Origin of the sequence: Streptomyces sp. NBC_01460, from assembly GCF_036227405.1 — a bacterium.
In the GTDB taxonomy this organism is placed as follows: domain Bacteria; phylum Actinomycetota; class Actinomycetes; order Streptomycetales; family Streptomycetaceae; genus Streptomyces.
Genome location: NZ_CP109473.1, coordinates 3561963 through 3586045, shown reverse-complemented (window position 1 = coordinate 3586045; position 24083 = coordinate 3561963). Strand labels below are relative to the sequence as shown.

The 24083-nt window shown below is 72.4% G+C and carries 21 protein-coding genes; 10 read left to right on the top strand and 11 right to left on the bottom strand.

Features of this window, described 5'->3' with window-relative positions:
- Window positions 1-127 precede the first annotated feature (127 nt).
- Window positions 128-3613, bottom strand: coding sequence for a S41 family peptidase (locus OG488_RS15805; RefSeq protein WP_329229811.1), 3486 nt, complete (start codon window positions 3611-3613; stop codon window positions 128-130).
- A 177-nt stretch (window positions 3614-3790) separates the two neighbouring features.
- On the opposite strand from OG488_RS15805, the gene OG488_RS15800 reads away from it, so the two are divergent.
- Window positions 3791-4363, top strand: a complete 573-nt coding sequence (locus tag OG488_RS15800; RefSeq protein ID WP_329229810.1) for a TetR/AcrR family transcriptional regulator — start codon at window positions 3791-3793, stop codon at window positions 4361-4363.
- A gap of 125 nt (window positions 4364-4488) precedes the next feature.
- A complete protein-coding gene (locus OG488_RS15795; protein WP_329229809.1) occupies window positions 4489-6702 on the top strand; it encodes an MMPL family transporter in 2214 nt (737 codons plus the stop codon).
- A gap of 126 nt (window positions 6703-6828) precedes the next feature.
- Here OG488_RS15795 and OG488_RS15790 read toward each other — a convergent pair whose 3' ends face one another.
- Complete coding sequence (locus OG488_RS15790; RefSeq protein ID WP_329229807.1) at window positions 6829-7218, bottom strand: SsgA family sporulation/cell division regulator; 390 nt, start codon at window positions 7216-7218, stop codon at window positions 6829-6831.
- A 177-nt stretch (window positions 7219-7395) separates the two neighbouring features.
- On the opposite strand from OG488_RS15790, the gene OG488_RS15785 reads away from it, so the two are divergent.
- From OG488_RS15785 to OG488_RS15765, 5 genes are all read left to right on the top strand, one after another.
- A complete protein-coding gene (locus tag OG488_RS15785; protein WP_329229805.1) occupies window positions 7396-8445 on the top strand; it encodes an energy-coupling factor ABC transporter permease in 1050 nt (349 codons plus the stop codon).
- Between the two features lies 1 nt (window position 8446).
- Window positions 8447-9208, top strand: coding sequence for a cobalt ECF transporter T component CbiQ (cbiQ, locus tag OG488_RS15780; protein ID WP_329229803.1), 762 nt, complete (start codon window positions 8447-8449; stop codon window positions 9206-9208).
- Window positions 9205-9975 carry an energy-coupling factor ABC transporter ATP-binding protein gene (locus tag OG488_RS15775; protein WP_329229800.1) on the top strand — a complete coding sequence of 257 codons (771 nt, stop codon included), beginning with the start codon at window positions 9205-9207 and terminating at the stop codon, window positions 9973-9975. Before cbiQ ends, OG488_RS15775 begins: the two co-directional genes overlap by 4 nt.
- Window positions 9976-10052: 77 nt before the next feature.
- Complete coding sequence (locus OG488_RS15770) at window positions 10053-11213, top strand: serine hydrolase domain-containing protein (protein WP_329238695.1); 1161 nt, start codon at window positions 10053-10055, stop codon at window positions 11211-11213.
- On the top strand, window positions 11210-12028 hold the full coding sequence (locus OG488_RS15765; protein ID WP_329229799.1) for an SDR family NAD(P)-dependent oxidoreductase: 819 nt from the start codon (window positions 11210-11212) through the stop codon (window positions 12026-12028). Before OG488_RS15770 ends, OG488_RS15765 begins: the two co-directional genes overlap by 4 nt.
- 51 nt (window positions 12029-12079) lie before the next feature.
- Here OG488_RS15765 and OG488_RS15760 read toward each other — a convergent pair whose 3' ends face one another.
- The 3 genes from OG488_RS15760 to map are packed head-to-tail and all read right to left on the bottom strand — an operon-like array spanning window position 12080 to window position 14256.
- Window positions 12080-12931, bottom strand: coding sequence for a DMT family transporter (locus OG488_RS15760; protein WP_329229797.1), 852 nt, complete (start codon window positions 12929-12931; stop codon window positions 12080-12082).
- The gene (locus tag OG488_RS15755) at window positions 12928-13437 is read right to left on the bottom strand and encodes a YbaK/EbsC family protein (RefSeq protein ID WP_329229795.1); all 510 of its coding nucleotides are present in this window, start codon (window positions 13435-13437) and stop codon (window positions 12928-12930) included. Before OG488_RS15755 ends, OG488_RS15760 begins: the two co-directional genes overlap by 4 nt.
- A gap of 45 nt (window positions 13438-13482) precedes the next feature.
- A complete protein-coding gene (gene map / locus OG488_RS15750) occupies window positions 13483-14256 on the bottom strand; it encodes a type I methionyl aminopeptidase (RefSeq protein ID WP_329229793.1) in 774 nt (257 codons plus the stop codon).
- Window positions 14257-14321: 65 nt separating this feature from the next.
- On the opposite strand from map, the gene OG488_RS15745 reads away from it, so the two are divergent.
- Entirely contained in the window at window positions 14322-14624 is a 303-nt protein-coding gene (locus tag OG488_RS15745) for a helix-turn-helix transcriptional regulator (protein ID WP_329229791.1), read from the top strand.
- A gap of 68 nt (window positions 14625-14692) precedes the next feature.
- On the opposite strand, the gene OG488_RS15740 is transcribed toward OG488_RS15745, so the two are convergent.
- The 5 genes from OG488_RS15740 to OG488_RS15720 all read right to left on the bottom strand — a co-directional run bounded on the left by OG488_RS15740 (window position 14693) and on the right by OG488_RS15720 (window position 20457).
- A complete protein-coding gene (locus OG488_RS15740) occupies window positions 14693-15688 on the bottom strand; it encodes an ornithine cyclodeaminase family protein (protein ID WP_329229789.1) in 996 nt (331 codons plus the stop codon).
- Window positions 15689-15712: 24 nt separating this feature from the next.
- Window positions 15713-16636 (bottom strand): ABC transporter permease, encoded by a 924-nt coding sequence (locus OG488_RS15735; protein ID WP_329229787.1) that lies wholly within the window; start codon window positions 16634-16636, stop codon window positions 15713-15715.
- Entirely contained in the window at window positions 16633-17763 is a 1131-nt protein-coding gene (locus OG488_RS15730; RefSeq protein ID WP_329229785.1) for an ABC transporter permease, read from the bottom strand. The genes OG488_RS15735 and OG488_RS15730 overlap by 4 nt, the downstream gene beginning before the upstream one ends.
- Before the next feature lie 79 nt (window positions 17764-17842).
- Window positions 17843-19453, bottom strand: coding sequence for an ABC transporter ATP-binding protein (locus OG488_RS15725; RefSeq protein WP_329229783.1), 1611 nt, complete (start codon window positions 19451-19453; stop codon window positions 17843-17845).
- A complete protein-coding gene (locus tag OG488_RS15720; protein ID WP_329229781.1) occupies window positions 19450-20457 on the bottom strand; it encodes a BMP family ABC transporter substrate-binding protein in 1008 nt (335 codons plus the stop codon). The genes OG488_RS15725 and OG488_RS15720 overlap by 4 nt, the downstream gene beginning before the upstream one ends.
- Before the next feature lie 170 nt (window positions 20458-20627).
- On the opposite strand from OG488_RS15720, the gene OG488_RS15715 reads away from it, so the two are divergent.
- Window positions 20628-21392: a GntR family transcriptional regulator gene (locus OG488_RS15715; protein ID WP_329229780.1), complete on the top strand. Its 765-nt coding sequence runs from the start codon at window positions 20628-20630 to the stop codon at window positions 21390-21392.
- A 63-nt stretch (window positions 21393-21455) separates the two neighbouring features.
- Here OG488_RS15715 and OG488_RS15710 read toward each other — a convergent pair whose 3' ends face one another.
- Window positions 21456-23090 (bottom strand): penicillin-binding transpeptidase domain-containing protein, encoded by a 1635-nt coding sequence (locus OG488_RS15710; RefSeq protein ID WP_329229778.1) that lies wholly within the window; start codon window positions 23088-23090, stop codon window positions 21456-21458.
- Between the two features lie 278 nt (window positions 23091-23368).
- Here OG488_RS15710 and OG488_RS15705 point away from each other — a divergent pair, with 278 nt between their 5' ends.
- Entirely contained in the window at window positions 23369-24079 is a 711-nt protein-coding gene (locus OG488_RS15705) for a hypothetical protein (protein ID WP_329229776.1), read from the top strand.
- The last annotated feature ends 4 nt before the right edge of the window (window positions 24080-24083 follow it).

Sequence of the window (24083 nt, the reverse complement as noted above, 5' to 3'; positions counted from 1 at the left end):
GACCTCGGGGCTCCGCCCCGGACCCCCGAGGAGCGCGGTGCGGGACCTCGGGGCTCCGCCCCGGACCCCGCTCCTCAATCGCCGGAGGGGCTTGATGTGGCCGGACTCGGACTCCCGCCGTTCCGGGTCACCTCGGAGGGAGTGGGGGCCTGCGGAGGTCGGGAGCCGTGTCGTAGCCGGGGGGTGTCGAGGCCGGGTGGGCGGCCAGGAGGTCCAGGGCGATCCTGACGGCGTCGTCCAGGACCGCGTGGCGGCCCTCCGCCCAGTCCAGCGGGGTGCGCAGCGCCTCCAGGTCGGGCTCGACGCCGCGGTTCTCGACGGACCAGCCGTACGTGTCGAACCAGGCCGCGTTCATCGGCACCGTGATCACCGTGCCGTCGCCCAGCCGGTGCCGGCCGGTCATGCCGACCACACCGCCCCAGGTGCGCTGGCCGACCACGGGCCCCAGCTTCAGCAGCCGGAAGGCCGCCGTGATCATGTCGCCGTCGGAGGACGTCGCCTCGTCGGCGAGGGCAACGACCGGCCCCCGGGGCGCGTTGGAGGCGTACGAGACGGCCTGGGCGTTACGGGTCAGGTCCCAGCCGAGGATCGTGCGGGTGAGCTTCTCGACGACCAGCTCGCTGATGTGGCCGCCCGCGTTGCCCCGTACGTCCACGATCAGGGCCGGGCGGGACACCTCCAGCCGCAGGTCACGGTTGAACTGGGCCCAGCCGGAGCCGCCCATGTCGGGGATGTGCAGATAGCCGCACTTGCCGTGGCTCAGTTCCCGTACGACCTCACGGCGCTTGGCCACCCAGTCCTGGTAGCGCAGGGGCCGTTCGTCGACGAGGGGGACGAGAGCGATGCGGCGGGAGCGGCCGCCGCACTCGCCCCCGGCGGGGCGGAACGTCAGCTCCACCGTGGTGCCGCCCGCCGCCGTCAGCAGCGGGTACGGCCCGGCCACCGGGTCGACGGGGCGCCCGTCGACATGGGTGAGGACGGCGCCCTCCCTGATCCCCGTACCGGCCAGTGGTGAGCGGGCCTTGGAGTCGGAGGAGTCGCCGGGCAGGATGCGCTGCACGGTCCAGTCGCCGTCCCGGCACACGAGGTTGGCGCCCAGCAGCCCGATCGCCCGCTGGTAGTGCGGGGGCCCCTCGTTGCGGCGGGCGGGCGAGACGTAGGCGTGGGAGGTGCCCAGTTCGCCGAGGACCTCGCGGAGCAGGTCGGCGAACTCGTCGGGGGAGGCGACCCGTTCGACCAGCGGGCGGTACTGGTCGAGTACGCCGTCCCAGTCGATGCCGCACATGTCCGGTTCCCAGAAGTACGCGCGGGTGATGCGTCCCGCCTCCCCGTACGCCTGGCGCCACTCGGCCGCCGGGTCGACGTCGTGCAGGATGCGGCGCAGGTCGAGGAAGACCGTCGTGTCGTTGTCGCCGGGCTCGTTGGACGGCACGGCGCGCAGTTCGCCGTCGTCCATGACGACCAGCCGGCTCGCGTCGCCGCTCACCGCGAACCAGTCGAGGTGGCCGACCAGTTCCGTCCTGCGGGCCTTGGCGATGTTGAAGTGCTCCAGGGTGGGGCGGCCGGACATGTCCGCCGGGTTGGCGAACGTCTCGCCCAGCGCGCCGGAGATCGGCCAGCGCAGCCAGACGAGGCCGCCGCCGGCGACCGGCTGCAGCGCGGAGTACTTCGAGGCCGAGACCGGGAACGGCGTCACCCTGTTCTGCAGCCCCTCGAACTCCACCATGACCGTCGGCCCCTCGACCGGGCCCTCGGGGATGTCCACCGGGTCCAGTCCGCCTGCCGCGGGCCTGCCGTCCGGGAGCAGGGCGAAGGGGGAGGGGGTGGCCGAGGAGAGCGGGACCAGATAGGGGCGGCAGCCCAGCGGGAAGGAGAGATCGCCGGTGTGGACGTCGTAGACGGGGTCGAACCCGCGCCAGGACAGGAAGGCGAGATAACGGCCGTCGCCCGTGAAGACGGGGTTCTCGTCCTCGAAGCGCCCGTTCGTGACATCCACTATCACCGGGGCGTCCGGGCCGGTGATCCGCGCCAGTTTGATCTGCCGCAGCGAACGTCCGACGCCGGGGTGCGACCAGGTCAGCCAGTGGCCGTCCGGGGAGAACGCCAGATCGCGGACCGGTCCGTTGACGGAGCGGATGAGCTCGGTGACCCCGTCCCCGAGGTTCCCCTCCACGGCAGGTCCGTCCTCGTCGGACCCGTCTTCCGTCGCCTCCCTCTCCGTGGCCCCTTCCGTGGTCTCGGCCGCGGTGAGGATGCCCGGCGGGGCGAGGGTCCTCGGCGGGGCGACTCCCTCGGAGGGCTCCGGCGGGTCGGCGTCGCCCGGACCGGCGGCGGCCGGGACGTCCCCGCCCAGCTCCTCGGGCTCCTCCCCGGTGTCCAGCAGCAGGAGCCTGCCGTCGTTCGACGCGATGGCCAGCCGCTCGCCCTCCGGGTCGGAGATCAGCTCGTGGACCCGGCCCAGCCGTCCGGCGGCCAGCCGGCGGGGCGGGCGGTCACCGCTGGCGCGGGGGAGGTAGGCGATCTCGACGGCGTCCTCGCCCTCGGCGTCCGTCACGTACGCGACCTGCCCGCTGCTGCCGAGCATCTCCGGCAGCCGGACCCGCACGCCCGGGGTGTCCGCGATCGTGCGGGCGGGGCCGTCGCGGTGGGTGAGCCAGTACAGGCTGCCGCGTACGGAGACGGCGCTCGCCCTGCCCGTCTCGTCCACGGCCAGCGAGTCGACGTTGCTGGACGCCGGCACCTGGTACGTACGCCGTCCGGTCCGCGGACCGCCGAGCCGCACCTCCAGCTTCCGGGGCACCGCGTCGGGCGACTCCAGGTCCTCGACCAGCCACAGATCACCGGCGCACTGGTAGACGACCCTGTTCCCGTCACTGGAGGCGTGCCGGGCGTAGAACGCGTCGTGGTCCGTGTGCCGGCGCAGATCGGTGCCGTCCATCAGACAGGAGTACAGATTGCCGACACCCTGGTGGTCGGAGAGGAAGGCGATCCGGCGCCCGACGAACATCGGCGCCTCCAGGTGGCCGTCGATGTCCGGCAGCAGCCGTTCGCCGTGCAGCCACAGCCGGCCCATCGCCCCGCCCCGGTACCGCTTCCAGGCGGCCGGCTCGTGCGGGGGCTTCCCGGTGAGGAGCAGGGTGCGCCGGGCGCCGTCGATGTCGGCGACGGCGATGTCGGATACGGGTCCCCAGGGGAGCTTGCCGCCGGGGCTGCCGTCGGTGGGGACGCTGTAGGCCCAGGAGAAGTAGGAGAACGGCTGGTTGTGCGAGGACACCGCGAGGATCTGGGAGGAGTCGCCGGGGTCGGGGCTCCAGCCGCAGACCCGGGCGTCGGTCGAGCCCCAGTGGGTGAGCCTGCGGGCGGGACCGCCGTCGACGGGGGCGAGATGGATCTCTGGATCGAGGGTGCGCCAGGTCGTGTAGGCGATACGGCTGCCGTCGGGCGAGAAGCGCGGATGGCCGACCCTGGTCCGGTCGACGGTCAGCCGCCACGCCCGGCCGGGCCGCTGCCCTGCCGGGGCCAGCGGGGCGACCCAGAGATCGTCCTCCGCCGCGAAGCAGAGCAAGTCCTCGTGGAGGTGCGGGAAACGGAGATACGCGACGTCGTCACTCACCCTCCAATGCTTCCGGTGGGAAGGTCCCGCGGCAACTTGTGGTGCAGGACACAAGCGAAACCGCGTCGTTTCGCTGAGCAGGGGAGTAGATTCGAAGTGTACGAAACAGTTTCGTTCCGTTAGTTGATCTTCGGCTGACGTACGATCCAGCAGGCGCGAGGAAGAGGAGGTCGACCCATGGCACGCAGCCGGCTCACGCCCGAACGCGAGAGCGAGCTGTACACTGCCGTGCTCGACCTGCTCGGCGAGGTCGGCTACGAAGCCCTGACCATGGACGCCGTCGCCGCCCGCACCCGTTCCAGCAAGGCCACCCTCTACCGCCAGTGGGGGAGCAAGGCCGAGCTGGTCGTCAAGGCACTCCGGAACGACAAGCCGGTCCACCTGGCCGATGTCGACACCGGTTCGCTCCGCGGCGACTTCCTCGCCGTGCTGCACCGCACCGACGACTGCCAGATGGAGCGGAACTCCGCGCTGATGCGGGGTCTGACCCATGCCGTCCACAACAACCCCGACCTCCTCCAGGCGCTGCGGGAGCTGATGATCGAGCCGGAGATGACCGGTCTCGGCGCTCTGCTCCAGCGAGCCGTGGACAGGGGGGAAGTGCGTGCGGACAATCCTGCGCTTCCCTTCGTGCCGCACATGATGATCGGCGCCTTCGCCGCTCGTGAGCTGGTGGAGGAGAAGCCTGTCGACCAGGCGTTCCTCACCGACTACGCAGAAGCCGTGGTGTTCCCCGCCCTCGGCGTCTGACGTCCCCTTTCTTCTTTCCCGTACGACCTGACTCCCCGACGCTCCACCTGACACGCCGCTCTCGTCGTCGGGCTGGTTCCTCACGCCCAATTCCACTCAACGACCTGACCGGGAGTAACCCCTCCGTGGCTACATTCCTGTACAAACTCGGACGGCTCGCCTTCCGGCGCCGCCGTTACGTCGCCCTCATCTGGGTGGCGCTGCTGGCGCTGGCCGGCTTCGGCGCCTCCTCGGCGGCCACCGCCACCTCCAGCTCCTTCTCGATCCCCGGCACGGAGGCCCAGAAGGCCTTCGACCTGCTGGACGAGCGCTTCCCCGGCGGCAGCGCCGACGGCGCGTCCGCCCGGATCGTCTTCCAGGCCCCTGGCGGCGAGAAGGTCACCGCGGCCGCCAACAAGGCCGAGATCCAGCACATCGTGGGCGAGCTGAGGTCCGGCTCGGACCAGGTCGCCTCGGTCGCCGACCCGTACAAGACGAACGCCGTCAGCAAGAACGGCTCGACCGCCTACATCTCGGTGTCCTACAAGGTCAGCTCCATGGAGCTGACCGACGCGACGCGCGAGGCCCTGGAGGACGTCGGCCACGACGCCCGGAGCAGTGGGATGAAGGTGGAGATCGGCGGTGACGCGCTCCAGGTGATGCCGGAGACGGGGGCCACCGAGATCATCGGCGTCGCCATGGCCGCCGTCGTCCTGGTCATCACCTTCGGTTCGCTGATCGCCGCCGGGCTCCCGCTGCTGACCGCCCTCATCGGGGTGGGCATCGGGGTCTCCACGATCACCGCGCTCGCCAACGTCCTGGACCTGGGCTCCACCACCTCGACGCTCGCGATGATGATCGGCCTCGCCGTCGGCATCGACTACGCGCTCTTCATCGTCTCCCGCTACCGCGCAGAGCTGGCCGAGGGCCGGGAGCGGGAGGAAGCCGCCGGGCGGGCCGTGGGCACGGCCGGATCCGCGGTCGTCTTCGCCGGTCTGACCGTGGTCATCGCGCTGGTGGGCCTCGCCGTCGTCAACATCCCGATGCTGTCGAAGATGGGCTTCGCCGCCGCCGGCACCGTCGCCATCGCCGTGCTCATCGCGCTCACCCTCGTCCCGGCACTCCTGGGCTTCGCGGGCAAGCGGGTCATGGGACGCAAGGCGCGCAAGGCCGCCGAGGCGGAGAACAAGCCCGAGGCGAAGCCGAACATGGGCACCCGCTGGGCGCGGTTCGTGCTGCGCAGGCCGGTGTGGGTGCTGCTGGTGGGTGTCCTCGGCCTCGGCGCGATCGCCGTACCGGCCGCCTCGCTGGAGATGGGCCTGCCGGACGACGGCGCCCAGCCGAAGTCGACCACGCAGCGCCAGGCGTACGACATGCTCTCCGACGGCTTCGGCCCCGGGTTCAACGGTCCGCTGGTCGTGGTCGTCGACACCGCGAAGAGCTCCGACGGCAAGGCCGCGGTGACCAGGGTCTCCGACGAGATCGAGGGCTCCGGCGGTGTCGCCGCCGTCGCCCCGGCCACCTTCAACAAGGCCGGCGACACCGCGACCATCACGGTCATCCCCAAGGACCGGCCGAGCTCCGTCGCGACGGAGAACGTGGTCCACGCCATCCGTGACGCGGGTGCGGACATCAAGAGCGAGACCGGTGCCGAGGTGCTGGTCACCGGTGCCACGGCGATGAACATCGACTTCTCGCAGAAGATGAACGACGCGCTGCTGCCGTATCTGGCGCTCGTCGTCGGCCTGGCGTTCCTGCTGCTGATGGTGGTCTTCCGCTCGGTCCTCGTCCCCCTGAAGGCGGCCCTCGGCTTCCTGCTCTCGGTGGTCGCGGCCCTCGGTGCGGTCGTCGCGGTCTTCCAGTGGGGCTGGCTCGGCTCGCTCTTCGGGGTCGAGCAGACTGGTCCGATCATGAGCATGATGCCGATCTTCATGGTCGGCGTGGTCTTCGGCCTCGCGATGGACTACGAGGTCTTCCTGGTCACCCGGATGCGCGAGGCGTACGTCCACGGCGAGTCCTCCGGCCAGGCGATCGTCACCGGCTTCAAGCACGGGGCGCGCGTGGTCACGGCAGCCGCGGTGATCATGATGGCCGTCTTCTCGGGCTTCATCGGCTCCTCCGAGCAGATGATCAAGATGATCGGCTTCTCGCTGGCCATCGCCGTCTTCTTCGACGCCTTCGTGGTCCGCATGGCCATCGTGCCCGCGGTGCTCGCCCTGCTCGGCAAGCGTGCCTGGTGGCTGCCGCGCTGGCTGGACCGTGTGCTGCCCAACGTGGACGTGGAGGGGGAGGGCCTGCGCAAGGAGCTCTCCGACGGTCCGGCCGAGGGCGGCGGCGAGCGGGAGCTCGTCCGCGTGTGACCCACCCGTACCCCGGGGTCCGCGTCTGAGCGGAGCGCGACCCCGGAGCGCCGGTTACCTGTGGGGACGGGGGGCCGGAGCGCTGAAGAGCCCTCGTGCACGCGGCACGAGGGCTCTTCGTCGTGTTCAGGCGCGGGTGGCGGGCGCGGTGGGGGGCGTGGAGGCGGGGGCGGTGGGTGCCGGGCGCTTCACCGTCTTCGGGCGGGTGCGCGCCAGGAAACGGACCATGGGGCCGATGTCGAACTGGAGGACGGCCACCCCGTCCGGCGAGTGCAGCTCCACCACCAGCTGGGCCCGGCCGCAGGGCCATATCCGTACGTCGCCGCGCGTGGCGGGGGAGCGCAGACCGCGTTCCAGGAGGTCGAGACCGAAGGCCCAGTCGACGCCTCCGGGCAGCCGGACGTGGACCGTGCCCGGCTCCTCGGCGTCGTAGCGCAGTTCGACGGGGACCAGTCGGGGGTCGGGGCCGTCGGTGATGAGCCGGGCTCGGGCGTGTTCTTGGATCACGAGGGACATGGCCGGCTCCTCCTGTGTGAAATCTCTTCCCCTAATGTCCCATATATTCCCATGTGGGCATTTTGGGGTTGGTGTAATTGTCATCCCTACGCTCTTGCGAGCTGTTCGCAACAGGGCTCTATCATTGAGCGTTTCCCGACCCCGCCCTGCCCTGACGCCCGAAAGCGGAGCCACTCCATGCATGTACCCGACGGTTTCATCAACGCACCCGTCTCCGCCGTCGCGGGTGTCGTCGCCGCAGGCGCGGTCGCCGTCAGTCTCCGGGGTGCGCGCCGGGAGCTGGACGAGCGGACCGCCCCGCTGGCCGGGCTCGTCGCCGCGTTCATCTTCGCCGTGCAGATGCTGAACTTCCCGGTCGCCGCCGGCACCAGCGGGCACCTCCTGGGCGGGGCGCTGGCGGCGATCCTGGTCGGGCCCTTCACCGGGGTGCTCTGCATAGCGGTCGTCCTGCTGATGCAGGGCATCCTCTTCGCCGACGGCGGCCTCACCGCCCTCGGCGTGAACATCACGGTGATGGGGGTCGTCACCGTCGTCGTCGCCTACGCGCTCTTCCGCGGGCTGATCCGGGTGCTGCCCCGAGGCCGCCGCTCGACGACCGCCGCGGCCTTCGTGGCCGCACTGGTCTCCGTGCCGGCCGCCGCCGTCGCCTTCACCCTGATCTACGCCGTCGGCGGGACCACCGACGTCCCCATCGGCAAGGTCCTCACCGCGATGGTCGGCGTCCACGTCCTGATCGGCATCGGGGAAGCCGCGATCACCGCGCTCACCGTCGGCGCCGTGATCGCCGTACGCCCCGACCTGGTGCACGGGGCCCTCGGACTCGCCGCCCCGCTGAAGCTCCGCGTCGGCGGTGAACTCGTCGACGCCCCCGCCGCCACGCCCGCCCCCGTGGCCGCCCGCTCCACCCGCACGGTCTGGGCCACCGGCCTGATCGCGGCCCTCGTCCTCGCCGGCTTCGTCTCCTTCTACGCCTCCGCGAACCCCGACGGCCTGGAGAAGGTCGCCGCCGACAAGGGCATCGACGAGAAGGTCCAGGAACACGGCGCGGCCGACTCCCCGCTCGCCGACTACGGCGTCAAGGACGTCGGCAACGCCCGCGTCTCCGGGGGCCTCGCCGGAGTGATCGGAGTCGGCGTCACCGTCGCCGTCGGCAGCGGGGTGTTCTGGGCGGTCCGCAAGCGCCGTACGCCTCAGACGCCCGCGGCCCGCACCGCCGAGTCCGTCTGACATGGGTGCCGGCCACGCGCACACGCTCTACCGGCACGGGCACTCGCCCGTCCACACCCTGCCCCCGCACTGCAAGCTCGCCGCCGTCCTCTGCTTCGTCGTGGTCGTGGTCTCCACCCCGCGCGAGGCCGTCTGGGCCTTCGCGCTGTACGCGGTGCTGCTCGCCGCCGTCGCCGCCGTGGCCCGGCTCTCGCCCGGCTTCCTGCTGAAGCGCCTGGTCATCGAGGTGCCGTTCGTCGCCTTCGCGCTGCTCATGCCGTTCGTGGTGCCCGGCGACCAGACCGAGGTGCTCGGCGTCTCCCTCAGCGTCCCCGGCCTCTGGGGCGCCTGGAACGTCCTCGCGAAGGGCACCCTCGGCGTGGCCGCCTCGGTGATCCTCGCCTCCACCACGGAGCTGCGGGCCCTGCTGCTCGGTCTCCAGCGGCTCAGGCTGCCCCCGCTGCTCGTCCAGATCGCGTCCTTCATGATCCGCTACGGCGACGTCATCACCGATGAGCTGCGCCGCATGTCGATCGCCCGCCGCTCCCGAGGCTTCGAGGCGCGGGGGGTCCGGCAGTGGGGTGTCCTCGCCAAGACGGCGGGCGCCCTCTTCATCCGGTCCTACGAGCGCGGCGAGCGCGTCCACCTCGCGATGGTCAGCCGCGGCTACACGGGCACCATGCCGGTGATCGACGAGGTCACCGCCTCCCGCGCCCAGTGGGCGCACGCGGCGGCACTCCCCGTGCTCGCCCTCGTCGTATGTCTGCTGGGATGGACCGTATGAGCCTGCCCACCGCACCCGCGCCCTCCCTCGAGGTCAGCGGCCTCGCCTACGCCTACCCCGACGGCCACCAGGCCCTCTTCGGCGTCGACCTCACCGTGGCCCGCGGCGAACGCGTCGCGCTCCTCGGGCCCAACGGGGCGGGCAAGACCACGCTGGTCCTCCACCTCAACGGCATCCTCGACGCGGGAGCCGGCACCGTCCGGGTCGCCGGGCTGCCCGTGGAGAAGCGGAACCTCGCCGAGATCCGCCGCCGCGTCGGCATCGTCTTCCAGGACCCCGACGACCAGCTCTTCATGCCGACCGTCCGCGAGGACGTCGCCTTCGGACCCGCCGCGGCCGGACTGCGCGGCGCCGAACTGGAGGACCGGATCGTCACCGCGCTCCGACGGGTCGGCATGGAGGAGTTCGCGGCACGGCCCCCGCACCACCTCTCCTTCGGCCAGCGCCGCCGGGTCGCCGTGGCCACCGTCCTGGCCATGGAGCCGGAGATCCTCGTCCTGGACGAGCCCTCCTCCAACCTGGACCCCGCCTCCCGACGCGAACTCGCCGACATCCTGCGCTCCCTGGACGTCACCGTGCTGATGGTCACCCACGACCTGCCGTACGCCCTCGAACTCTGCCCCCGCGCGGTCATCCTCAGCGACGGGGTGATCGCCGCCGACGACCGCACGCAGGACCTGCTGTGCGACGACGAACTCATGCGCGCGCACCGGCTGGAGCTGCCCTTCGGCTTCGATCCGCGTTCCGTGTCCGTTCCGCGTCCGTGAACAGATGGTGACCCGCCCCCCGTTCCACCTGCGGCGGGATGCACCATGGGGGGATGAGCGGGAGCGCGGGAGCAGGCGTGGACGTACGAGGCACGGTGGCACCGGGATTCGAGGCGGTACGGGACGCTTTCGTCCGTAACTTCGAACAGCGCGGGGAACGGGGAGCGGCCGTCGCCCTCTACCGGCACGGCCGCAAGGTCGTGGACCTGTGGGCCGGCACGAGGGACGTCGACGGTGCCGAACCCTGGGCCGTGGACACCGTGCAGATCGTGCGCTCGGCGGGCAAGGGCATCGCCGCCGCCGTCCCGCTCCTGCTGCACCAGCGCGGTCAGGTCGACCTGGACGCCCCCGTCGGCACGTACTGGCCGGAGTTCAAGGCGAACGGCAAGGAACGCGTCCTCGTACGCCATCTCCTCGCCCACCGCGCGGGGGTGGCCGCCCTCGACACGGCGCTGACCCCCGAGGAGGCCGCCGACCAGATCTCCGGGCCGGGGGCCGTGGCCGCCCAACGTCCGCAGTGGGAGCCCGGAACCGACCACGGCTACCACGCCCAGACGTACAGCTGGCTCGTCGGCGAGCTGGTGCGCAGGGTCACCGGGCGCACCATCGGACGCTGGGTCGCCGAGGAGATCGCCCGCCCGCTCGGCCTGGACTTCTGGTTCGGGCTCCCCGAGGACGAGGCGCACCGGATCGGGCGGATCGGGCCCGTCGAACCCCCGCCGGCCGAGAACGGCGGCACCCTGCGGATGCGCCCCAAGCGCTCCGTCGTCGAGGCATACGGCGACCCGGCCTCGCTGACCCGCCGCGCCTTCGGGGCCATCGACCCCTTCCCCGACGAGAACGCACCGGCCTACCGTGCGGCCGAACTCCCCGCGTCCAACGGCGTCGCCACCGCGCGTGGCCTCGCCCGCTGCTACGCGGCGATGATCGGCGAGGTCGACGGGCACCGGCTGTTCGCCCCCGCCACCCTCACCCTGGCCCGCACCGAGGAATCGGCGGGCCCGGACCGGGTGCTGGTCGTCAGCACCCGCTTCGGCCTCGGCTACATGCTGCACGGTCCGGCCGCCCCGCTGCTCGGACCCGGCTCGTTCGGGCACCCCGGCCGGGGCGGTTCGCTGGGGTTCGCCGACCCCGAATCGGGTATCGCGCTCGGCTATGTGACGAACGGTCTGCAGAAGGGAGTCACCGCCGATCCCCGTGCCCAGGCCCTGGTCAGGGCAGTACGGTCGGCGCTATGACTTCACCACGCTTCCACGGGTACGCCGCGCTCCTCACCGGAGCCGGACAGGGCATCGGGGCGGCCACCGCCCGCCGGCTGGCCTCGGAGGGCGCGGCCGTCCTGGTCACCGACCTGGACGCCGGCCGCGCCGCCCGTACGGCCGCGGGGATACGCGAGGCGGGCGGCACCGCCGAATCCCTGGCCTGCGACGTCGGCGACCGGGACGCGGTCGACGCGGCGGTCGCCCACGCGGCCGACACCTTCGGCCGGCTCGACGTCCTGGTCAACAACGCCTACGCGAACCACGACGACGCGGCGCTCTTCGAGGATGAGGACGACGCGTCCTGGGAACACACCCTGGACATCACCCTGAGCGGCCCCTACCGCTGCTCCCGGGCCGCGCTGCCGCACCTCGTGAAATCCGGCCGGGGAGCGATCGTCACCATCGGATCGGTCAACGGGGAACAGGACTTCGGCGGCCACGCCTACAGCGCGGCCAAGGCCGGCCTGGCGAGTCTGACCCGTACGCTCGCGGGCCACGCCGGACCGCGTGGTGTCCGGGTCAACCTCGTCGCGCCGGGCACGATCCGCACCGATGCCTGGGCCGGCCGGGACGCGGCGCTGGAGCGGGCGAGCGCCCTCTACCCGCTCGGCCGGATCGGCGAACCGGAGGACATCGCCTCGGCCGTCGCCTTCCTCGCCTCCCGGGACGCGGCGTGGATCACCGGTACGACGCTGCGCGTGGACGGTGGCCTCCTCGGGGTCAACACGGGCTTCCGCGCGGCGATGACCGAGGAGCGCACGCCTGAGGAGCACGCGCCCGAGCAGCGTTGAAACCTCTGGGGCACCGACGCTCCCAGCCGCAGCCGCAGCCGCAGCCGCCGCTCAGCTCGTGTGCAGCATCAGCCCGATGCCGACCACCATCAGTCCGGCCGCCGCGATCCGTGGGGCGCCGAACCGCTCCTTGAAGAACACCGTGCCTATCGCGGCGCCCACGATGATCGACGACTCGCGGAGCGCGGCGATCGGAGCGAGCGGGGCCTTCGTCTGCGCCCACAGGACGAGACCGTACGCGGAGACCGACAGGGCGGCGCCCAGGAGCCCGCGCACGGCGAACGGCCTGAGCTGTTCCACCAGTTCACCCCGTCTGCGCCAGTAGGCGTAGGCGGGGATGGCGAAGCCCTGCACGGCCATCAGCCAGCCGATGTAGCCGAGTGGCGTGCCCGAGGCGCGCACCCCGGCCCCGTCCACCGTGGTGTAGCCCGCGATGGCCAGGCCCGTGGCGAGGGCCGCGAGGATCGCCGGCCAGTGCGGGCGCTTGCCTGAGCCGCGGATGCCCCACAGGGCCAGCCCGACGAGTCCCGCCGAGGCCACCGCCACGCCCGCGGTCGCCCAGCCGTCCGGGCGCTCGCCGAGGAACACGGCGGCCAGGACCGTCACGACGAGGGGAGCGGTGCCCCGGGCGATGGGATACATCTGGCCGAAGTCGCCCAGGGTGAACGACCGCATCAGCAACAGCATGTACGCCACGTGCAGGCCCGCCGAGACGAGCAGGTAGGGCCAGGCGCCGGCCGCCGGGAGCGGTGCGACACAGGCCAGCAGGAGGCCGAACAGCACCCCGCCGCCGGAGATCAGGGTGAAGGACAGCAACTGGTCGCGGATGGCGTGCGCGATCGCGTTCCAGCTGGCGTGCGTGATCGCGGCGGCCAGGACGGCCGCCGCCACCAGCGGGGTCACGCGGTCCGCTCGCGCACGTCCACGAGAGTGCCGCCCGCGAGCTCGATCAGGGTGGCGGGGTCGAGCCGGAACACGGCGTGCGGGTGGCCCGCGGCGGCCCACACCACCTGGTGGGCGAGCAGGCCGCGGTCGGCCAGCACCCGGGTCTTCGTACGGTGGCCGAAGGGCGGCACCCCGCCGATCGCGTAACCGGTGGTCTCCCGCACCAGGTCGGCCCGGGCCCGCCCGACCTTCCCGGCGCCCAGCTCGCTCCGCACGAGCTCCACGTCCACCCGCGAGGAACCGTCCATCAGGACCAGGACGGGCACGCCGTCCGCCTCGAAGATCAGGGACTTGACGATCTGGCTGAGGTCGCAGCCGATCGCCGCGGCGGCCTCGACCGCGGTACGGGTGGCGTCGGGGAAGCGGCGTACCTCGACCTGGAGGCCCAGCTCCTGGAGGGCCTCCGCGAACCGGGGATGGGCGTCCGAGGAGGACGCGACGGGTGTGGCGTCGGAAGTGCTCATACCCCGCACGCTACTGAACGGGCCGCGTGCACACCACAACGATTCCTAGGGCTTCGGCAGTGTGAGGATCTCGGCTCCGTCCTCGGTGATGGCGATGGTGTGCTCGCTGTGTGCCGTCCGGCAGCCCGTCGCGCTCCGGAGGGTCCACCCGTCGGCGTCGGTGACGAGCTCGGCGGTGTCCGCCATCACCCACGGCTCCAGCGCCAGCAGCAGGCCGGGGCGCAGCTTGTAGCCGCGGCCGGGCCGCCCGGTGTTCGGGACGTGCGGGTCCTGGTGCATCGTCGAGCCGATGCCGTGCCCGCCGAACTCGGTGTTGATCTCGTATCCGGCCTGGCCGAGGGAGGTGCCGATGGCGTGGGAGAGGTCGCCGATCCGGGCCCCCGGTCCGGCGGCGGCGATCCCCGCGGCCAGTGCGCGCTCGGTCGCCTCGATCATCGCGACGCTCTCCGCGGGCCGCGCCGTGCCGACGACGAAGCTGATCGCGGCGTCCGCGGCGACTCCGCGCTTGGAGACGGCGAGGTCGAGCGTGAGCAGATCGCCGTCGGCGAGCGTGTGGTCACGGGGCCGCCCGTGGAGCACGGCGTCGTTGACGGCGGTGCAGATGTAGTGGCCGAACGGGCCGCGCCCGAAGGAGGGCGCGTAGTCGACGTAGCAGGACTCCGCCCCCGCTTCGGCGATCATGGCCTTGGTCCACCGGTCGATGTCCAGGAGGTTCGTGCCGACCGTGCTCCGGCTCTTCATCGTCTGCAGGATCTCCGCGACGAGGGCGCCCGTGTCTCTCGCCCGGTCCAGCAGGGCGGGGTTCAGGATCTCGATCATGTGCCACTTTCCTCAGGGACCAACAACTATACCGGTCAAACTATACCGGTACTAGAATCGGTCCCATGGTCAGACTGCCGCTCACCCCCGCAGAGGTCGCACGCGGCCAACACCTCGGAGCCCTTCTGCGCCGGGCCCGGGGAGAACGCTCGATGCTGGAGGTCGCGCTCGCCGCGCGGGTCTCACCGGAGACGCTCAGGAAGATCGAGTCGGGCCGTGTGGCCACCCCCGCGTTCCCGACGATCGCGGTGATCGCCGATGTCCTCGGCCTCTCCCTCGACGCGGTGTGGGCGGAGATCAGCCGGTGCGACCACGGCGTCGGACCGGCGGACGCAGATCTCCGCGCACCTGAGCAACTGAGCGCGTAGGCCCGGCTCCCCGCGGCGGTGCCGGGGAGCCGGCCGTCAACCCGTTCCGGGGACACCGGCCTTCGGGGTCAGCCGCCGAGGTCGATACGGGTGCCCCTGCCCCGTTCGTGGGCGGCGTCGATCAGCAGCCGGGCCACCGCCAGGTCCTGGAGGCCGACCCCCACCGAGTCGAAGAGCGTGACGTCGGCCTCGGAGGTCCGGCCGGGCTTCGACCCGGCGAGGACCTCGCCGAGTTCGCAGCGGAAGTCGTCCTCGGTGAGCGCGCCCTCGGCGAGCGGTATCAGCACCTCGCCGGACTTCGCGCGGGCCGTGGTCCAGGCGTCGACGACGATCCGGCTGCGTACGACGCCCTCCGTGTCGATCTCCCGGTGGTCGGGACGCGGCGGGGCGCCCACGGCGTTGACGTGCTGGCCGGGGGAGAACCACGCGCCCCGGATCAGCGGTTCCCGCGACGGCGTCAGCGTGCACAGGACGTCCGAGGCCTCCGTGACGGCCCGCGGTCCGGCCAGCACCGCCGCGTCCACGCCGAGCTCCGTGCCGATCCAGGCCGCCAGCTCGCGGCTCCGGCCGGGGTCGCGCCCCCACAGCACGATCCGGTCGTAGGAGCGGCCGGGGAGCAGGGCACGGGCATGGGCGCGGGCCAGCGGGCCCGTGCCGACGAGCCCGAGGACCCGCGCGTCCTTCCTGGCCAGGGCGCGGGTGGCGACGGCGGTGGCGGCGGCCGTCCGCGCGCGGGTGACCTCGGCGCCGTCCAGGAGCGCCTCGCACGCACCCGTGTCCGCGGAGACGGCCAGCACGGCCGAGCGCTGCACGGGCAGGCCCCGTTCGCGGTTGGCGGGGAGGTCCGCCAGGAGCTTCACGGTCGCGAGGCCGGCCGGGGCGGAGGCCGACGCCATCGCGAGGAACGTCCCGTCCGACCCCGGGAGCGGCATCGCCGGCGGGGGAGGCAGGACCGCCCGGCCCAGCGCCAGATCCAGATGGCAGTCCGCCACCGCCTTCTCGACGTCCTCCCGTACGTCCACGAGCAGCGCCGCGATGTCGGAGCGGGTCAGGATCAGTGTCATGTCTCTACGTCCTCAGGAGAGTGGTCAGGTGCCGCGCAGGAAGGGGACGGTCAGCCCGGACGGGGCCCGGCTCCGGCCGACCAGCCCGCTCACCGCGAGCAGCGCGATCACGTACGGGAGCGTGGTCAGGAGCGGGGCGGACAGGTGCAGCCCGAGCGCGGGCGCCGCGAACTGCAGCGCCTGCGCCACCCCGAAGAAGAGGCAGGCCACGATCGTGGGCCAGGCACGCCAGCGGCCCGCGATCACCGCGACGACCGCGAGGTATCCGATGCCGCCGGTGATGTTGTCGCTGAAGGCGTGCACCTCGGACAGGGCCAGCTGCGCGCCCGCCAGGCCCGAGACGGCCCCGGTGAGCAGCACGGCGCCGAACCGTACGGCCCGTACGGGAAGACCGCAGCGGTCCGCGGTGGTCGCGTCCTCCCCGATCGCGTCGACCGCCAGACCCCACCCCGTACGCCTGCTGAAGCCCAGCGCCAGGACGGCGGCGATGACGAACGCCGCGTAGCCGAGGGCGGTCTGCTCGAAGAGAGCGGGCCCCAGCACCGGGATGCGGTGCAGGACAGGAACGGCGACCGGGTCGAAGCCGGGCACCGAGTCCGCCGCCCCGTCGCCGAAGAAGACACGGGAGCCGTACGTCGTCGCTCCGAGCGCGAGGGCGTTCGCGGTGATGCCCGTGACGATCTGGTCGGCGCGCAGGACCACGCTGAGCAGGGCCTGGAGGGCCGCGAAGAGCAGCCCCGCGGCGAGGGCCGCCAGCACACCCACTCCCGCGTTCCCCGAGGCCAGGGCCCCCGCGGCGCCCGCGAAGGCCCCGGTCAGCATCATGCCTTCGACGGAGAGGTTGAGCACGCCCGCGCGTTCGCTCAGCAGCTCTCCCGAGGAGGCGAGCAGGAGCGGCACCGCGAGGCGCACCCCACCGGAGGCGAGCTCCTCGACCACCGCGCTCATGAGGCCCTCCCGTTGCGTGTGGTCCCGAACATGGCCGCGGCGACGAACAGGACGAGCAGGCTCTGCACGATCTGTACGGAGGAGGCGGGGACCCCGGCCGCGAGCTGGAGGTTGATGCCGCCGTTGGTGAGGAAGCCGAAGAGGAGCGACACGGCCACCACGGCGGTGAGCGAGCCGCGGGCGAGCAGGCCCACCACCAGCCCGGAGAAGCCGTAGCCGGACGAGAAGTGCTCGGCCAGCACGTACGGGGCGATGGCGACAAGGGCCGCGCCGGCGAGACCCGCCGCGGCCCCGGCGAAGGCCAGACCGCCCGTCTCCAGGCGGGCCACGGGAAGCCCCAGCCGGGCCGAGGCCGCCGGGGAGTGGCCGACGGAGCGCAGCCGCAGTCCGACGGCCGTGTGACGCAGCACCACACCGGTGACCAGGGCGGCGACGGCCGCGACGACGACGATCGCGGTCGCGGGCGACTCCATGGAGCCGATCAGCGGCAGCCGGGCGCCCTCGGGCAGCGGCGCGGACTGGGGCAGGGTCTCGGAGGAGGTCACCGGCTGGCGCAGCAGCGCCTCCTCGTGGACGGCCACCGAGACGAGTCCCACGCCGATGAAGTTGAGCAGCAGCGTGGTGATGACCTCGCTGGTGCCCCGCTTCGCCCGCAGCCAGCCGGCGATCCCCGCCCACGCGCCGCCCGCCACGCATCCCGCGACGAGGACCAGCGGCACACCGAGCGCGGCCGGGACACCCGCGGGCAGCGCCACCCCCACGGCCGCGGCGGCCAGTCCGCCCGCACAGAGCTGCCCCTCGCCGCCCACGTTCACCAGCCCCGCGCGGTGGGCGACGGTGAACCCGGTGGCGATGAGGGCCAGCACGGCGGCCGAGTTGAGCGAACTCCCGACGGCGTACGGCGACCCGAACATGCCCTCGACGAGGGCGTCCCAGGCGACCGCCGGGTCCGTCCCGGCGCCCTTCACGAGCCCGAGCCCGGCCGCACCCGCGAGGACGACCGCGAGGAGGCCGACGGCGACCGGGTGCCTCAGGACCGGGCCGACGCGGGTGCGCGCCGTGCGGAGCGGGTGGACGGGGGCGGGGGCGGGGGCGGGGGCGGACAGGGGAAGCGGTGGGGGTGACATGGCGGCTCCTTGAGGTGGCGGTGTGCGCGCGTCCGGGCCGGGTGGGCGGCGACCGGGACACGGGTGGTGCGAGGGCTTCTCAGCGCACGGCTCCGGCGGGGCGGGCCCCGTCCTCGCCGGGCCGCGGGGTGGGCGCGCCGAGCATCAGGGCGCCGATCCGCTCCCGGGCGCCGGGCTCCGAAGGGTCGACGGGGCCCAGCAGCTCGCCCCGGTAGGCCACGACGATCCGGTCGCACAGGGCGAGGAGTTCGGACAGCTCGCTGGAGACCACCAGGACGCCCGTCCCGGCGGCTGCCGCGTCGCGGATACGGGAGTGCACGGCGGCCACCGCTCCGATGTCCAGACCGCGGGTGGGCTGGGCGGCTGCCAGGCAGATCAGCGGGTCGAGGGCCAACTCCCGTGCCAGCACGACCTTCTGCTGGTTGCCGCCGGACAGGGACGACATGAGCGCCCCCGGGCCGTCCGCCCGGACGCCGTGCTCCGTGAGCACAGCGTCGGCGGCACGGGCCATGGCGCGCCGGTCGAGGAGGGCCCCGTACCGGCGGAACCCCTGGAGGCGGCCGAGGAACAGGTTGTCGGCGACCGGCAGATGCGGCACGCACCCTTCGTGGAGCCGGTCCTCGGGCACCACACCCAGCCCCGCCCGGCTCCGCTCGCGCGGCCCGGCACGGGTGACGTCCCTCCCGTCGAGCTCCACGCGACCCTCGCCGGGAGTGAGTGAGCCGCCGAGCAGCGCCATGAGCTCGCTCTGGCCGTTGCCCTCGACCCCGGCGATCCCGACGATCTCCCCGAACTCGACGTCCAGGCGGATCCCGTCCAGGGCGGAGGTCCCGTCGGGGCGCCGTACGCCGACGTCACGCAGGCGCAGTGCCGCTCCCGTACGTCCGTGGGCGGTGGCGGCGTCCGGCGGCGGGTCCCCGTCCGCCGGTGAACTCCCCTCGGTGGCCAGCCCGATCGTCCCGGCGAGCCCCGCGTCCAGCGCGTCGGCGGGGCGACCGATCATCAGCGGGACCAGCCGCTCCGGCGGCAGTTCGGTGAGGGGCCCGCCGCCGGAGACCCGCCCGCCGCGCAGCACGGTCGCGGTGTCCCCGGCCCGTGCCACCTCGCCGAGCTTGTGCGTCACCAGGACCACGGCGTGCCCCGCCCCGGCGATGCGGCGGCAGGTGGCGAGCAGGGCGTCCGTCTCGGACGGACCGAGGACACCCGTGGGCTCGTCCAGGACGAGGAGCCGGGGCTCCCGCAGCAACGCCTTGACGATCTCGGCGCGCTGGCGCACGCCGACGGGCAGCTCGTCCACCCGTGCGTCCAGGTCCAGTTCGAGCCCGTACTCCTCGCGCACCCGCGCCACCCGCCGCGGCAGGTCCCGCAGGCGCAGCAGGCGCAGGTTCTCGCCGACGGTCAGGGTCGGTACGAGGCTGAAGTGCTGGTGGACCATGGCGATCCCGGCGGCCAGCGCGTCGGCGGGCCTGCGGGGCGAGTAGGGCGTGCCGTACAGGCGCAGTCCGCCCTCGTCCGGCGTCAGGGAGCCGCCCACGACGTGGCAGAGGGTCGACTTGCCGGCGCCGTTCTCCCCGAGTACGCAGTGCACGGTGCCGGCCTCGACGACGAGGTCCACCGCGTCCAGGGCCCTCGTCGTTCCGAAGGACTTGGTGAGTCCGGAGATCTCCAGTGCGGGAGCGGCCGTGCTCATCGGGTGGTGATCTCGCCGGCCGTGATCTTCCGCTTCAGCTCGTCGAGCTTCCCGGCGACCGCCGGGTCGGTGGTGTCGCAGAGCACGATGTCGTTGTGCGGCTCCTCGAAGGTCAGCCCGAAGTGGACGGCTTCGGCCTTCCAGTCCCCGGCGACCAGGTGGTCCACCGCGTACTCGATCTCCGCGCCGATGTCCGTCTCCACGTACCCGGCGTACGCGGGGTCGCTGCCGCACTCGTGGGCGATCGGACCACCGATGAGCGACCCGTCCCGCTGGCCGGCCGCCTGCGCGACCCCCTTGTGGCCGAGGTTGAGGACCTGGCCCAGGACGTCCGCGCCGGCGCCGAAGTCGGCGAGGGCGGACTGCTTGGCCTTGGCCACGTCGTTGAAGTCACCGACGTACTGCGGGGCGAGGACCTTCACCTTCGGATCGGCCGCGGCGGCGCCCTTGTCGAACTCCTCGGCGGCGTTCACGATGGCCGGGAGTTCCGCGCCGCCGATGAAGCCGACCGTCCCGCTCCCGGTGAGCAGGGCGGAGGCCGCCCCCGCGAGGAACGCGGCCTCGGCCTGCTGCGGGTCGTACAGCGAGAGGTTCGCCAGGGGCTTGCCGTCGGCGGGCCCGCCGATCTCGGCGAACTTCACGTTCGGGAAGCGCGCCGCCACGTTGCGCACGTCGGCGTCGGTCTGCCCGCCGAGGGAGATCACGAGGTCGGAGTCGGTGGCGAAGCGGACCAGCGCCTTCTCGTAGTCGGCCGTCGCCACCTGCTCGACCTTGCTGAACTCCACCGCGCCGGCGTGCTTCTTCGCCGCCCGCTGGTAACCGAGGTACGCCGAGCCCATGAAGCCGTCGTCGGAGAGCGAACCGGGGAAGAGGACGCCGACCTTGAGCGTGCCGCCGTCGTCCTCGGCCGCCGTGGACCCTCCGCAGGCGGTCAGGAGGAGCAGCCCCGAGAGGACGGACGCGGCGACGGCGACGGGAGAGAGGAGCGTTCGGGATGGTGCCACTGGGATGCCTCCAGGAGACGGGGCCCGCGAGCCGGTTAGTGGTATACCGCTATGGCGCACCAGTTTCCGGGTCGTTTGTTGCCGTCGTGTCACCGAGCGGTTAGCAGTGGCGGACCCGCCGCGCGATCCGCATACGGTGGGACCGTCCCGATCCCGGAGGAAAAGCCTTGGTGACAGCAGCCCGACCGTCCGACGCGGGACGTCCCTCGCTGCGCGACCTTGCGTACGAGACCCTGCGGCGGCGCATCATCGAGGTCGAACTCCAGCCGGGCGAGCGGCTCGTGGAGCGCGACCTCGCCACGGAACTGGAGGTCTCGCGCATCCCGCTGCGCGAGGCGCTGCGCCTCCTGGCGGCCGAGGGGCTCGTGGTGCTCGTGCCGCACCGGGGCGCACTGGTCGCGCCCTTCACCCCGGGCGACGTGCGCGACCTCTTCGACGTACGTGAATCGCTGGAGTCCCTTGCGGCCCGGCTGGCGGCGGAGCGGGCGGACGAGGACGGGCTGGCCCGTCTCGCGGCCGGTCTCGACGCCGCCCGTGAGGCGACCCGCGCGCACGACCGCGCGGCGATCGCCGCCGCCAACGCGTCCTTCCACACCGACATCGTCGAGCTCGCGTCCAACGCACTGCTCAGCGGGGTGATGCGGCCGCTGGAGGCACGCATGCACTGGCTCTTCCGCCTGACGGCCCAGCGGGACCCGGACCGGCAGTGCGTGGAGCACGAGCGGATGTACGAGGCCATCGCGGCCCGTGACGCGGACCTGGCGGCGCGCCTGGCGCACGAGCACGTGGCGGACGGCCGCGCGACCAGCCTCGCCCTGGCGGAGCGGTGGTCGCGGCCGGACATCGACCCCGAGGCCGTCGCGGCGCGCCGGCGGCGCGGCCGGGGCGACGGCGGTCGGGGCGACGCGGGAAAGCAGGCCGGGCCGGAGGCGTGATCCGCCTCCGGCCCGGCCGGACGTGCTCGTGACCGTTCAGGCGCGTCAGTCCGTTCAGTCCGTTCAGGACCCCGCGCGCAGCACCGCCGCCACCACCGGGCCCGCCGCGTCGCCGCCGTGGCCGCCGGACTGGACGACCGCCGCTGCCGCGAGGTCGTTGCTGAAGCCGGTGAACCAGCTGTTGGACGTGCCCTGTCCGTCGACCTCGGCCGACCCCGTCTTGGCACCCTTGTCGCCGCCGACCGAGGCCATGGCGGCCTTGCCGGTGCCCCACGAGGCCGTGGCCCGCATCATGTCGTTCAGCTGCCCGGTGACGCTCGGCGACAGCGAGCGCGAGGCGGTGGCGAGCGGGCGGTCGTCCAGGGTCTGCGGGACGATCACGGGCTGACGGAACGTCCCGTTGCGGGCGGTCGCCGTGATGGACGCGATGTTGAGCGCGTTCATCTGCACGGTGCCCTGGCCGATGTACTGGGCGGCCGCCTCACCGCCGGCCTCCTCGGGCACGCTCCCGTCGAACGAGACGACACCGGTCTTCCAGTCCAGGCCGATCCCGAAGACGTCCCGTGCCTCCTTGGCGAGCGCGGTGTCGTCCTTGGTGTCGTCGATCAGTTTGATGAAGGCGGTGTTGCACGAGCGGGCGAAGCTCGTGGTGAACGTGTCGGTGGGCGGGAGCTCGAAGTACTTGAGGTTGTGGAACGTCCGGCTCTGCCAGGTGGCTTCCTTCGGGCACTCGACCGGGCTGTTCGCCGAGACTAGTCCCTTGTCCATCAGCATCGCCGCGGTCATGATCTTCAGCGTGGAGCCGGGCGCCTGCTTGCCCTGCATCGCCGCGTTGAAGCCGGTCGCCGGGTTGTTGGCGACGGCGCGGATCGACCCGGTGGACGGCCTCACGGCGACCACCGACGCCCCGCTGAACTGCTTGACCGCCTTCTCGGCCGCCGCCTGGGCGCCCGCGTCGAGCGTGGTCTGCAGCTTGCCGGGCTTCCCCTTGGCGAGTGTCAGCAGCGTGGTGTCCGGAAGCTGTTCGTCGGCGGGCTCGATCCAGGTCTCGATCCCGGGGGAACCGCCGGTGGTGTCGCCGTACTTCTCCCGCAGGCTGTCCAGGATCGGCCCGAGCGAAGGGTATGTCTCCTTGTCGAGCACTTTGCCGTTGTGGTCCAAGGCCTCGATCGCCGCCGTGGAGGACTCGCCGGTCTTCAGCGTGGCGCCCTCGGTCAGCTCCGGGTGGATCACCGTGGGCTGCCAGTCGACGAGTGCCTTCCCCGTCGTCAGGCCGCGCACCACGGTCAGCTCGGAGGAGTACGACCAGGGCTTGGTCTTCCCCTCGTACGACACCGTCGCCTTCACCGTGTACGGCACCTTCGTGCCGACGGCCGGACCCGGCGTGATCACCGCCTTGGTGACGTGGGCCTCCGCGGCGTAGCCGGCCAGCAGGGGCTCGGCACCGGACTCGTTGTTCGTGAGCTGGGCGGCGGCCGGAGCGTCGCCGGATGCCCACGCTTCGAGGAAGCCCTTGGCGGTCTCCTCGATCTCCTCCTTGCCCGGCGGCCCGGTCTTCACCTCCGACGACGCGGAGGCGGTCTCCGTGCCCCCGCCGTCGCCGCCCCCCAGCACCACGTCGTACACGCCGTAGCCGAGCCCTCCGGCCACCAGTACGAACGCTCCGCCGACTATCGCTACCTTCGCTCCACTGCGCATCTGCGCTGTCCCCTCCCCGTGGACCTTCTTGAACACGTTCAAGAAGGCTTGCCGTTCGGCACTTTACGGGACGGCGGGGGATTCCGAGGAGGTTGTTACCGGACCGCTACGCATTCTGAGAGAGCGCTTTCCGTGGCGGTGGGTGCCGTGGGGCAGGTGGCAAAAAACAAGGGCCCCCTGGCCTGGTGCGCCAGCGGACCCTTGATGATCATGAACCTACCAGCTTGCATGCAGAGGCCAGAGAGGTCTTCGCTCATAAGACTACGATGTTCCGCACCATGACACAACCTTCGATGGAGAGGGTTCTCCGGCAGCGCTTGGCGCCGGAACGCCTCCAGCCGTACATCGTGGCCGCAGGATCACCCCGGGCGGCCATCCGTCTCTACCAGTGGAACGTCGAGGTCTCGGGGGCGTCGTACGAGGCGCTCCACGTGGTGGAGGTGGTGCTGCGCAACTCTCTGCACGATCAGCTGTCCCTGCTCCACGCCAAGCGGAACGGGGTCGGGAGCTGGCTCGACAGCCCTTTCGCCGAGCTGACGGACCGGGCCAGGGCGGACATCGTCACGGCACGGCAGCGGGCTCGTGAAGGGCTGGCGAGAAAGCAGTCCCCGCCGGCTCGCGGAGCCGCCCTTCGTGCGATCAAGCCGACGGACGGAGATGTCGTCGCGCAGCTCGGGTTCGGCTTCTGGCGGTACCTGCTCGCCACGCGCTACACCCACACGCTCTGGCTCGACGCGCTGCGGCACGCCTTCCCGCATCTGACACCACAGGCGGTGAGTCATGTCGAGGGCCCGGTGCAGCGCCTGCATCTGCTCCGTAACCGGATCGCGCATCTGGAGCCCGTGTTCGGATCGAACCTCGCGCTGAGCCTCCAGGACATGACCACACTGCTCGGATACGCGTGCCCACGCACGCAGGCGTGGTTCGGGGCGACCCGGGCGCCGCGCCTCAAAGCGGCCTTGGCGGCCCGGCCCGCGCCAAAACGCTGAGGAA